Below are 12,568 nucleotides of genomic sequence, written 5' to 3'. Positions count from 1 at the left end.
ACCTCTTCGGCTATAATTTCTCTATTTGTGCTCTAAGTTGTCCACAGGCAGCTGATATGTCAGCACCCCGTTCCCTTCTGACAGTAACAGATATTCCACCTTTTTCTAATATCTTTTTGAATTTTTCTATTTGTTCCAAAGATGACTTTTTGTTATTTCTTTCTGCTACTTCATTTACTGGTATTAGGTTAACGTGACACATTAATTGTGACAGTAACTCCACCATTTCCCTAGCATGTTTTGGCTGGTCGTTCACACCAGAGATAAGCGCATATTCAAAGGTTACGCGCCTCCTTGTTTCACTAACAAAATCTCTACATGCTTGTATAATATCTTCAAGCCTATGCTTCTTATTTATTGGCATAATTTCAGTGCGTAGCTTGTCGTTTGTTGCATGTAATGAGACAGACAGGGTAACCTGCGGTGCGTCTTTTATTAATTCATAAATTTTCGGAACGATTCCACAGGTAGAAATAGTAATATGACGTTGGCCGATGTTAAGTCCTTTTTCGTGATTAATTGTTTTAATGAATTTTATCGTTTCATCATAATTGTCTAATGGTTCACCTGAACCCATAATAACAACATTACTAACACGCTCGTTCTGATGATCTAGAAAACGTTGAGCGTGCAGTACTTGTTCAACTATTTCTCCTGCTACTAAGTTACGCTCAATTCCACCTAAGGTTGAAGCACAAAATGTACAACCCATTTTACAGCCAACCTGGGTACTTACACATACCGTATTTCCATATTTAGATGGCATCAGCACTGTTTCAATTGTCGCTTCATCAGGTAATGCTAATAACCATTTAATAGTCCCGTCCTTTGATATTTGCTTTGCTACTTGTTTAATGCCAGGATACACAAACTCCTGAGACAGTTTGTCTTGAAAACTTTTTGAAAGGTTTGTCATAAGTTCAAAATGCTTAACCCGCTTTTGGTAGATCCATTCAAATAATTGAGTGGACCTAAACTTTGGCTCCCCTAGCTGCTTGATTCTGTCAATCAATTCATCATATGTATAGTCTGTTATAAGGTTTTTCACTATTATACCTCCGTTAATTTTTGCTATTAATTCTTTTCCAGTTTAGCTATATAAAACCCATCGGAGTTCATGTAGTTCGGTAGCACTTGAACGCTATATTCATTGTGCATATGTTTATGTAATTCCTGCGGTAGCAATTCCTGAATACTCTGCCCCTGAAAATCTTTATTATCAGCTAGAAAATCTTCAACGACGCTATTGTTCTCTGCACGGTTTATGGTACATGTTGAGTAAATCAATGACCCACCTGGTTTCACAAAACTCCCAGCATGACGTATAAGTCGTTTTTGTAGTTCTACTAAAGAATCGATAGCCGTCTGAGTCATTCTCCATTTAAGCTCTGGTTTTCTGCGGATCACCCCTAGCCCAGAGCAAGGAGCATCTAGTAAAACAAAATCGTACTTACAGTTTTTATCGTAATTCAAAAAGTCCCCTATATTCTTATTAACACTTTTGATGCCTAATCTATGAGTCAATTGCTCAATAAGTTTAACTTTGTGTGGATGTATTTCATTGGCAGTTATTTGGCCTTTATCCCCTTGCAGCTCCGCAATATGTGTGGTTTTCCCTCCAGGTGCAGCACATGCATCCAGCACAGTTGCAGTAGGAAATGGATTTAAAACCCGAGCTACAAGCATAGAGCTTTCATCCTGCACCGTGAACAACCCTGAATTAAATATCTCCAGCTTAGATACATTACCTACCCCTTGTATAATATAAGCTTCTTCGAGGTAAGAACTATTTTGCCATTTGATTTGAAGTTTATCTAAGGACTGTTCAAATGACTGTTTATTAGTCTTCAACGGGTTGTATCTAATAGTAAATGGTGGTGGATTGTTTATCACTGTTAACATATCTGTCAACTTGTCTTCACCTAAATCCTCCATCCATTTCTTTATTAGCCAACTAGGTAATGAATGCTTTAACGACAAATGCTCTATTTTGTCTTTAGAAATTTCAGGTGTAATTGGAGCTTCTGGACTTCTAATGATGTTGCGGACGACTCCATTTACAAATGAAGCTATGCCTTGATGTCCTAGTTTCTTAGCTAATTCAACAGCCTCATAAGCAACTGCTCGATTAGGTATTTTGTCTAAATACCTAAGCTGGTATACGGATATACGTAGAAGCTGTCTTAACCATGGGTCTAATTGCTTGACTGTGCGCTTTTTTAAAAAGGCATTTATAACATGGTCAATTGTATTTTGACGTTGGATTGTACCATAGACTATTTCTGTTACTAGCCCCTTATCCCGGGCATCTAAATTAGTATTATTCAGCTCATGATTTAACAAAAGATTACTAAAGCCATCCTGCTCTTCTAATTTAACTAAGATAGTGACAGCTAGCTCCCTTGCATTTGCTGGTTTATTTGTTTGCTGCTTGCTCTGCTTCATTTAATTCACTCCATGTAGGCGGGTAAGCCTTAAATTGCTCAATAGCCTTCTCAATCTCTTCTATAATTACATGTGTATTGAAGCATGGTCCATTAGGTCTTACATTTAATATTCCATAAACAGGCAATGGCATACTATCAATAATTCCACTTACTAAATCTCGTTCACAAGCAACTGCGAGGATTACTCTTGGTCGTAAGGACTTCACAATCTGTCTGGCTAATGTGCCACCAGTTGCAACACGCATATTAATACCATGCTTGCTACTCAAAGTTATTAAATCATTCACTGGGCATTTACCGCATAACTTGCAGTTATCAATATCTCTAGTGATTTTATATTTACAGTTTGCATCTTGTACGCAGTGTGGTAACAGCATTAGCATGTCTTCTGCTGGAACCTTAATTTGTTTTGCTAGCACCATCTGGTTATTTACTTGTATGAATGACTGCATGATATGGTTTTTCTGTATGCGTAGCACCTTTCCTATTTGCATAACAATTGGGAAGAAATAGCCGATAGTGATACGCATTAGGTTTTGTAAAAGTGGTACTGACATCGTTTGTGCACGTAAAATTGTTACAACCATACTGCCTAATACAACACTAATAAATCCCATGACAATAAAACCTGAGACAATAATTCCCGTAAATAAAAATCGATAAATAGCCGTTTCTTGATTAGTACCAAGATGCCATAAATAATACATTAGTGTGCTAAATAGCACTACAAATGCTAATATCAGACCAAGAAATATGCGCTTTGGAGCGTATGAGTTAATGTCCATGTTTGCTTAATTCCTTTCTACTATGTTCCAAGGCTCGTCCCTTGTAATAATTTACCATTGTTCACATAGTTAGTAGCTGGCATTAATTTCTTGCCTGCTGGTTGAATTTCTTTAATCAGTAATAAGCCATTCCCAGTACTAATAATTGGTCCTTCTTTAACAACTTTAACAACTGTTCCTACTCTATCATAAGAATTATTAATGTTATCATTAAATTCTTCGCTTGACCAAACTTTAATAATTTGTCCTTCTAATGTAGTATAAGCTCCTGGCCACGGTGCCAAACCCCGCACCTGATTATATATTTCCTTTGCAGGCCGTCTCCAGTCAATAATTTCGTCTTCACGACGAATGTTATAAGCAAAGGTTGCTTGTCTATGATCTTGCTCAACTGGACTACAACGCCCATTTATTAATTCTGGTAGGGTTTCTATTAGCAATGTGGCACCAGCCTTAGTCACCTTGTCATATACAATACCTGTTGTATCGGTGTCAGCTATTTGCACTGTTTTTTGACTAATCATTGGTCCTGCATCAAGTTTTTCTACCATATACATTATGGTGACACCAGTTTCCGTCTCGCCGTTAATAACAGCCCAATGTATTGGAGCACCACCTCGATATTTAGGTAGTAAAGATGCATGTACATTAATACAACCTAGTCTTGGGATTGCCAAAAATTCTTTCGATAAAAGTTGTCCAAATGCAGCTGTAATCACTAAGTCTATTTGCATGTCCTTAAATTTATCAGTTTCATCATTATTTGAAATTTTCTCAGGCTGAAAAACAGGTAAATTGTATTTTTCAGCTACAACTTTAACTGGTGGTGGAGTGAGAACCTGTTTTCTACCCTTAGGTCGATCTGGCTGTGTAACAACTCCTATAACATTGTAGTTATGTTCAATTAATGCCTCTAAACATGGAACAGCAAAATCTGGTGTTCCCATAAATAGAATTCGCATGAGTTGCCCCCTATTTCTTTGTCTTATACACTTTGTCTGTATGGTCAAGAAACACTACACCATTCAGATGATCTACTTCATGCTGCAGTGCCCTAGCCATAAGTCCTTTACCTTCGATGCAAAACTCTTCACCTTCACGGTTTTGTGCCTTAACTTTAACATACTCAGATCTGCAAACATCACCAACTAGACCTGGAAAGCTTAGACACCCCTCCGACCCCTTCTTATTTCCAGCTGATTCAACTATTTCAGGGTTTATAAGCACGATTGGACCGTCTCCAACATCGATTACAATAACTCGCTTAAGAATGCCTACCTGCGGGGCAGCTAAGCCTACACCTTCTGCATCATACATCGTCTCAAGCATATCGTCTATGAGTTTTTGCACATTTTCATTGATTTTTTTTACTGGTTTGGCTGCTTCTCGTAGGACTGGGTCTTCATTTTTTCTAATAATACGGATTGCCATATATATCACCTTTTCTAATCATATTACAAATAATAATTTTTTTCTATAATAGCATTATTCTATAATAGCATTTGTGGATTCACATCGATAGTAATAATAACGTTGTTTTTATATACTTCGTTTTCAATTACAGATAGTGCTGTTCGCAGAATTTTAGATGCTTCTCCCCAAGCGGCATATTTTATAATTAAGCTATAACGATAGCGATTTTTTATTTTTGATAAAACCGCTTTATTGGGTCCTAACAGATATATTGCAGACGCATTTTGCCCGCATTCTTTTTTCATTATAAAGCTAAATTTCTGTGCGAATAGCCTTGCTGTTTCTTCCTGTGTGTGACTGAAAGTGCAGTATATGAGTCTACTAAAAGGAGGGTAGCCTAGCTGCTTTCGCAAACTTATTTCCCTAGTATAGAACAATTCATATTCATAGTTAATAGCGTGTTTAATACTATAGTGGTCTGGGTTATGACTCTGTACTATAACTTTACCAGCAACTTGATGCCTACCAGCCCTCCCACCCACTTGGGTAATAAGCTGAAAGGTGCGCTCTGTGGCGCGGAAATCTGGTAAGTTCAAAGCAACATCAGCAGATATAACACCTACTAACGCAACGTTAGGAAAATCAAGCCCCTTAGCTACCATCTGTGTTCCTATAAGAATGTCTGCTTTTCCAGCTTTAAACTCTTCAAGGATTCGTTGATGTGCACCCTTTTTCTTTGTTGTATCTACATCCATTCGTAAAACTCTTGCATCTGGAAGTATTTTGTTTAGTTCCAGCTCAATTTTTTCAGTACCTATACCGTGTAGATGCATTTCATCACTTTTACATTTTGGACAAATTTTTAGCTCATGCTGATGATAATTACAGTAATGACATTGAAGTCGCTGGTCTATCTTATGATACGTTAGCGATATGTTACAATATGGGCAATAGCTTACTTCTCCACAGGCTCTACACATGACAAAGTTAGAATGCCCTCTTCTATTAATAAACAATATAGATTGGTGATAGCTTGTAAATACCTGCTGCAGTTCATCCTGTAATTCCTGGCTAAAAATACTATAGTTATTGTTCTTTAACTCTTTTTTCATATCTACTACGTGCATTTTGGGCATAGCTTGTTTGAAAACCCGTTCCTTCAAGCTTAATAACTTATATTTATGATTCTGAGCATAGTAATAGCTCTCAATTGAAGGAGTTGCACTTCCTAAGACTATTGGACACTTGTGCCACTTTGAACGATAGAAGGCTATTTCTCGAGCATCATAGCGCGGTGTCTCCTCTTGCTTGTAGGAGCCTTCATGCTCTTCGTCAATAATTATTATACCAAGATTTGAACATGGTGCAAAAATAGCCGATCTAGCTCCGATTACAACAGAAGCATCGGCGCTTTTTATGCGCCGCCATTCGTCATAACGTTCTCCGCGACTTAAACGACTATGCATGACTGCAACCTTATTTCCAAAGAAGCCCTTAAATCTATCAACCATCTGTGGTGTTAGTGATATCTCAGGTACTAACACAATTGCTTGTAGACCCTGCTCGACTACTTGATGTATAGCTTGCATGTATACCTCAGTTTTTCCACTACCCGTTACCCCGTGTAATAGAAACACGTCAGAGGTTTGATTTGCGATACCCTTTGAGATTTCCTGCAAACAATCTTTTTGTTCTTGCGTTAAATCAGGTCTTACGGTATCACCTAAATCATCAAGCCCTCGAGCTGGAGTACGGAAGCATTCCATTTCCACGATGTCGATAATACCCTTATCTTTAAGAGACGTAATAGATTGTCTACTTGGTCCGAGCTGCTTTTCTAAGTCTATAGCTGCTATGCCTACAGCATTATTTTTATGTGCTTCGTATACCAGCTGAGCTATTTGTATTTGCTTTTTTGCATTACCTAGGCTTTGCAAAACACTTTTAATATCATTTCCACAGGACCATTTAATATATTTCAGTGTTTTAGGCTTAGCCTGTATAGCAAACGCACTTACTTCTGTGATATATTGCTTCTGTTTTAATTCTGCTATAGCAGATTCAGCAGCTGGATACTTATCTAAGATTTGTGTTAGCTTGACCTGTTTCTCAAAGGCTACGTACGTGAGTATTTCTTTTTCTATCGCAGTTAATATAAAATCATCAATTTCTTCTAAACCTATGGTGCTTTTAATTAATTTCTGTTCTGTTGTCTTTATCCCAGCTGGAAGCATAGTTTGCCAAGCATTTATTGTTCTTGTGAAATACCTTTCAGCCATCCATTTCCCCAGTTGTAAATGTTCATTGCTAAGTACAGGGTCTGGGTCAATAACTTTACTTATAGGTTTAATCGCATCAAGCTTAATATCTTCATTAATAGCATTATTTTTATCTAACACTATGCCTTCAACCTGTTTTTTGCCGAATGGAACTATCACCCTTACACCTGGTGCAATTATATTCTGAAATACTGCTGGCACAAGATAGGTGAAGCCTTTATCAGATTGTTTAATCGGTACATCGACTACTACGTTAACTAACATGTTTATCACTCTTTATGAATTAGTAATTTCTTTTAGTATTTCTACAGCTAGTTGCTTTTTATGGAGCTTAGGAAGCTCCTTGATGCTCCCATCCTTATTACAAATAATAACCTGATTATAATCAACATCAAAACCACTATTACTTTTAGAAATATCATTAGCTATAATAAAGTCTAATTTTTTTGTTTGGAGCTTCTTTTTTGCGTTTACTAGTAAATTCTCGCTTTCAGCAGCAAAGCCTACAATTATTTGCTTAGCTGATCTATGCTTGCTTACTTCTGTTAAAATATCTGTATTTTTTTGTAGCTCTATTGTCAATGAATCGTCATGTTTTTTTATTTTATGTTCAGCTACCTTCTTTGGACGGTAATCTGCAACTGCTGCAGCTTTTATCAATAGATCAGAATTGGATAACTCCTGTAAAACAGCATCTAACATCTCCTGGGCATTGGTAACCTTAATCAAGTTTACTCCCGATGGTTTATCTAAGGAGGTTGGACCACTAATTAATGTAACACTTGCTCCGTAACGTACTGCCGCTTCCGCTAGTGCGTAACCCATTTTGCCACTGGAGTGGTTAGTTAAATAGCGCACGGGATCGATTGCTTCTCTAGTAGGCCCTGCAGTAATTAAAATATTTTTCCCTGATAGATTTAAGTGATTATTAGCTTCACTATTAATCATAAATTCTACGGTAGATAGAATTGTCTCATCATTCGCTAGACGGCCTTTTCCAGTGTAGCCACAGGCTAAATACCCTTCCTCAGGCTCAATAAAATGATATCCATATTGCCTCAGTGTTGCTATGTTATTCTGTACTATTGGATTATCATACATGTTAACATTCATGGCAGGTGCAAAAACAACAGAAGCCTTTGTCGCCATAACAATAGTTGAAACAAAATCATCTGCAATACCATTACTAACTTTTCCTAGTATGTTTGCGGTAGCAGGTGCAACTAAAACAATATCAGCCCAGTCGGCCCATTCAATGTGACTAACACCAGCCTCTGGCTTCTCAAACATATCAACAATTACTGGGTGATTGGTTAGTGATTGAAATGTTAATGGTGTAATAAACTCTGTAGCTGACTTTGTCATCATAACACGAACCTCATGTCCATTCTGCCTTAGCTTGCTACAAATGTTAGCTATTTTATATGAGGCAATGCCACCAGTAATACCAATTACTATTTTGCTCATAATAATTACCTCCATAAAGTCCAACTCTAATATAAATAACTATAATTACAGTATTAATTAAACCTAATTTACAGTCTAACATAATTTTATTGTAAATTCTTATATGACGAAAAAAGACAACCTATGGTTGTCTGTATAGCTTATTAATTGTTTGCCTTTGTCTCATGGTAGCAATGTAGCTTCTTCTCGTAAATTTCTTCCAAACCAATACCAACATTTTTCTTATTTTTAGTAGATAGTAATAATGGCTCTTCACCTTCATTTAAGCGGCGCGCTCTCTTAGAAGCTGCAATTACTAATGTGTATTTGCTGTCAACCATAGTTAACAATTTATCAATTGATGGATATAACATTTATTTTCCTCCTTAGATTTAAAGCCATTGCTCATACTTGATTTTGTTGCGTTCTACTCGACATGACTCTGCAGTAATAATTGCTTCAATTTGTTGACAAGCATATAACAAATCATCATTTACTACACAGTAATCATAATGCTGTATTAATTTCATTTCCTTTTCCATTACTTTCAGGCGTTGATTCATAGATTCATCAGTTTCAGAAGCTCTTTCTAATATTCTACGCTTTAGTTCTGCTACATTTGGCGGTACTAGAAAGATAAAAACTCCGTCTTTTCCTATTCGCTCACGGACTTGCATGGCTCCTTGAACTTCTATTTCTAAGATTACGTCATGGCCTTCTTTTAACTGCTCTTGTACATAAGAGTAAGGAGTTCCATAGTAGTTCCCTACATAGTTAGCCCATTCTAGAAACTCATTATTTTGAATCATTTTTTCAAATTTATCTTTACTTTTAAAAAAATAATTCACTCCATCGGTTTCGCCAGCCCTTGGCGCTCGTGTTGTGGCCGATACTGAGTATTTTAAATTTAATAGTTGTTTACGAAGCTGTGTACATACAGTACCCTTACCAACTCCTGAGGGCCCTGACAATATGTACAATACTCCTTCTCGTTTATTCATATATATATCCTCTATTATTCTTCGCCATTTTCGTCGGCTGGAACTGCTGGAGCTGTGTCCTTCGACGTTAATCTATGGGCAACTGTTTCAGGCTGTACTGCAGATAGAATCACATGATCACTGTCAGTAACTATTACAGCCCTTGTTCTACGGCCATATGTTGCATCAATTAACATACCTCTATCGCGCGCCTCCTGAATAATTCTTTTGATTGGCGCTGATTCAGGACTTACAATAGATATAATTCTATGTGCAGAAACAATATTTCCAAAACCAATATTTATTAACTTTATGTTCATTTAGTGTTCCCCCCAACTAGTATTGACAAGCCTATTGTTAACATTATTTACATATTTTACTCAATATTTTGAACCTGTTCACGAATCTTTTCTAATTCACTTTTTATTTCAACAACGTAATTACTAATATTAGTGCTGCTAGATTTTGAACCTATAGTATTAACCTCTCTATTCATTTCTTGAACTAAAAAATCTAGCTTCCTACCAACGGTTTCGCCCTCATCTAAATACGTATTAAATTGACGAACGTGGCTTTTCAAACGGGTTAGTTCTTCATCGATATTAGATTTATCAGCATAGATAGCTACTTCTGTAGCAAGTCTGGTCTCATCAATTTGTACATTATCTTTTAAAAGCTCCTGAATTCTTTTCATCAGCTTCTGATGGTATTCATTTAATACTTCATCAGCATGGTTACTAATATTTTCACACAAGCCTTCAATCAATTCAAGTCGATTGCTACAATCCTTAGCTAGCTGTTCTCCTTCAATTCTACGAAAACGCACTAACTCCATTAAAGCTTGCTCAAGGGCTTTCTCCAATGTCGTAATAATAAGATCGATATCTATACTTTGCTTGTTAATTGAGAATACATCTGGGATTGTTAAAAGCTCTTTTACTGTAATATCGCCATTAATCTCTGGAATATCCTGCTGAATTTTCTTTATGGCATTTAAATAACCTAAAAGCGTATTTTCATTGACAGCAATCACTTCTTCTATTTGTTGATCTTTTTCCATTGTTATGTATACATCAACACGTCCGCGATTTATGTATCTATTTACAGTTTTCTTCAGCTGCTCTTCAACTGCCAGCAATTCTTTAGACATGCGAAAAGCTAGCTCTTTATAACGATGATTTACAGCTTTCATTTCCACTGTAAACGTATAGCCTTCATTACTTTGAACGGAGCGACCATATCCAGTCATACTCTTAATCATATGAAACCCCTTCTCTCAATTCCTTATTCTACTTAAAAAACATCAGCGATACAAGTGTTTTTTAGCATAATCGGCGATATTCTCGCAAAAACAAGAAAAACCAACCATTTTGGCTAGTTTTTCTTATTCTTACTCCACTAGCTTCTTATAGAAAGCTTGTACCTGTAAAAACTTCAGTAGCAGGACCTGTCATGAAAACAACGTCCTTATCTTGATCCCACTCGATTATTAAATCTCCACCCTTAAGATGTACTGTAACCTGGGAATCTGTCCTACCAGTAAGAGCAGCAGCTACCCCAGTAGCACAAGCTCCAGTCCCACATGCCAAGGTTTCACCAACCCCACGTTCCCATACATACATTTTAACTTCTTTACTATTTATAACTTCAACAAACTCGACGTTTATTTTTTTGGGGAAATAGCTATGCTTCTCTATGATTGGCCCTAGTTCTTTTACTAATGCGTCCTCAACTTTATCAACGAAGATAACAGCATGGGGATTACCCATAGATACCGCTGTAAAAGCTAGTATTTGTCCATTTACTTCAATTTCTTTTTCTTTAACAAGTGTTTCGTCAAATACCGTAGGTACTTGTAAACCATTTAATATTGGTGGCCCCATGTTAACACGTACCGCTACAGCTTTATTGTCTTCAGCTGTTATTACAACATGCTGAATTCCTGCTTTTGTTTCAATACTAATATCGGTACTTTCTTTCAACTTATAGTCATATATGTATTTAGCAACGCAACGAACAGCATTACCACATTGCTCTGCTTCAGTACCATCTGAATTGAAAATTCTCATCATAAAATCTGCTTTATTAGAAGGTAGGATATATACTAACCCGTCTGCACCGATACCAAAGTTTCGATCACAAACTTTTATTGCTAGAGTAAACACATCCTCTGGTACGCTACTTTCTTTCACGACTACAAAATCATTTCCTAAACCATGCATTTTTGAAAATTTCAAAGCTATTCCTCTCCTTTTACAAATTTGCGTATATTATCAGTTATTATATATACCCCAAATCAATTAAGTCAAACCATTGCTATTCCATTTTGAATTTCTGTCTAATGTACTCCTGTAAGGCAAGCTGTCTACTTAGTGAAGTTCCGGTCAAGATACAGCCATATTTAAATTTCTCATTTGGAACGATAATGTTTACACGGATGATTTTGCCAATCAAAGGAAGTATTCTCTTTTCCGATGGTACTGTTATCTGCACAAACATATCCTCAGCCAACGGGTAGCTAGATATAATACCTAAGCCTCCTTCAGAAATATCAGCCAAGGTTCCTTCAATTTTTTGTCCTTTGAAAGCTCCATCCCCCTCCCATTGATGAACCTCTAGCTCGACAGGGATATCCATATTATAGCGTTCGATTCTTCTTTTCTCCATACAAGCCCCTCCTACTAAAGTTAATTATTATCTTTTATTAATAAATACTATACAATGTGTAAAAAGTGATTATATTTACAAGCATACACAAAGGTATACCATAGGTGAATGAACGATGGCGTGTTTTATGTCTAAATATCCGCATCCCTAAAATAATACCTATTGAGCCACCAATCAAGGCAATTAAAAAGAAATGGTTTTCTTTGATTCTACGTTTATCTCTTATTGCTTGTCTTTTATCAATACCCATACTTGTAAAAGCGTATATATTAACCAAAAGTATGTACATTACAACAATTTCCATAATATTCTATTCCTTGTCTTTATTCTATAGCGCTATCCTTTTTTTGCAACTACTTCTAGCTAACTATGGCATTATTTATTTATATAATCTATTTTCGCAGTTAACTTATTAAAATCCTTTAATTTTTTTAGTATTTTAATAATTTTTTCACAAATATACGTTTATTGCACTCTTATTGCTATATTTAATATGATTTGTTGTCAATCATTTCGAAATATGCAGTTTTACATGCTATAATGTTAGAGCA

General features: G+C 36.3%; 14 protein-coding genes. All 14 read right to left on the bottom strand.

Annotated features, from left to right (window positions below):
* Positions 1-10: 10 nt before the first annotated feature.
* Positions 11-1,048, bottom strand: coding sequence for a dual-specificity RNA methyltransferase RlmN (gene rlmN / locus BHF68_RS02410; protein ID WP_069642029.1), 1,038 nt, complete (start codon positions 1,046-1,048; stop codon positions 11-13).
* A 26-nt stretch (positions 1,049-1,074) separates the two neighbouring features.
* Positions 1,075-2,445: a 16S rRNA (cytosine(967)-C(5))-methyltransferase RsmB gene (gene rsmB / locus BHF68_RS02405; protein ID WP_069642028.1), complete on the bottom strand. Its 1,371-nt coding sequence runs from the start codon at positions 2,443-2,445 to the stop codon at positions 1,075-1,077.
* Positions 2,417-3,232, bottom strand: coding sequence for a DUF116 domain-containing protein (locus BHF68_RS02400; protein ID WP_069642027.1), 816 nt, complete (start codon positions 3,230-3,232; stop codon positions 2,417-2,419). The genes rsmB and BHF68_RS02400 overlap by 29 nt, the downstream gene beginning before the upstream one ends.
* 20 nt (positions 3,233-3,252) lie before the next feature.
* On the bottom strand, positions 3,253-4,194 hold the full coding sequence (fmt, locus tag BHF68_RS02395; protein WP_069642026.1) for a methionyl-tRNA formyltransferase: 942 nt from the start codon (positions 4,192-4,194) through the stop codon (positions 3,253-3,255).
* A 10-nt stretch (positions 4,195-4,204) separates the two neighbouring features.
* Positions 4,205-4,663: a peptide deformylase gene (gene def, locus BHF68_RS02390; RefSeq protein ID WP_069642025.1), complete on the bottom strand. Its 459-nt coding sequence runs from the start codon at positions 4,661-4,663 to the stop codon at positions 4,205-4,207.
* A 59-nt stretch (positions 4,664-4,722) separates the two neighbouring features.
* Positions 4,723-7,188: a primosomal protein N' gene (gene priA, locus BHF68_RS02385; protein ID WP_069642024.1), complete on the bottom strand. Its 2,466-nt coding sequence runs from the start codon at positions 7,186-7,188 to the stop codon at positions 4,723-4,725.
* Positions 7,189-7,200: 12 nt separating this feature from the next.
* Positions 7,201-8,391, bottom strand: a complete 1,191-nt coding sequence (gene coaBC, locus BHF68_RS02380; protein WP_245669617.1) for a bifunctional phosphopantothenoylcysteine decarboxylase/phosphopantothenate--cysteine ligase CoaBC — start codon at positions 8,389-8,391, stop codon at positions 7,201-7,203.
* A 143-nt stretch (positions 8,392-8,534) separates the two neighbouring features.
* Positions 8,535-8,744, bottom strand: coding sequence for a DNA-directed RNA polymerase subunit omega (gene rpoZ / locus BHF68_RS02375; protein ID WP_069642022.1), 210 nt, complete (start codon positions 8,742-8,744; stop codon positions 8,535-8,537).
* A gap of 18 nt (positions 8,745-8,762) precedes the next feature.
* A complete protein-coding gene (gmk, locus tag BHF68_RS02370; RefSeq protein WP_069642021.1) occupies positions 8,763-9,371 on the bottom strand; it encodes a guanylate kinase in 609 nt (202 codons plus the stop codon).
* Positions 9,372-9,385: 14 nt separating this feature from the next.
* Positions 9,386-9,670: an extracellular matrix/biofilm regulator RemA gene (gene remA / locus BHF68_RS02365; protein ID WP_069642020.1), complete on the bottom strand. Its 285-nt coding sequence runs from the start codon at positions 9,668-9,670 to the stop codon at positions 9,386-9,388.
* Positions 9,671-9,726: 56 nt separating this feature from the next.
* On the bottom strand, positions 9,727-10,611 hold the full coding sequence (locus BHF68_RS02360; RefSeq protein WP_069642019.1) for a YicC/YloC family endoribonuclease: 885 nt from the start codon (positions 10,609-10,611) through the stop codon (positions 9,727-9,729).
* Between the two features lie 145 nt (positions 10,612-10,756).
* Entirely contained in the window at positions 10,757-11,587 is an 831-nt protein-coding gene (gene dapF / locus BHF68_RS02355) for a diaminopimelate epimerase (protein ID WP_069642018.1), read from the bottom strand.
* Positions 11,588-11,666: 79 nt separating this feature from the next.
* A complete protein-coding gene (locus BHF68_RS02350) occupies positions 11,667-12,017 on the bottom strand; it encodes a PilZ domain-containing protein (protein ID WP_069642017.1) in 351 nt (116 codons plus the stop codon).
* A 37-nt stretch (positions 12,018-12,054) separates the two neighbouring features.
* Positions 12,055-12,321: a DUF1294 domain-containing protein gene (locus tag BHF68_RS02345; RefSeq protein ID WP_069642016.1), complete on the bottom strand. Its 267-nt coding sequence runs from the start codon at positions 12,319-12,321 to the stop codon at positions 12,055-12,057.
* Positions 12,322-12,568 lie beyond the last annotated feature (247 nt).

Source organism: Desulfuribacillus alkaliarsenatis (assembly GCF_001730225.1).
GTDB lineage: Bacteria > Bacillota > Bacilli > Desulfuribacillales > Desulfuribacillaceae > Desulfuribacillus > Desulfuribacillus alkaliarsenatis.
The sequence above is the reverse complement of the archived record's forward strand: the minus strand, read 5'-3'. Positions and strand labels throughout refer to the sequence as shown.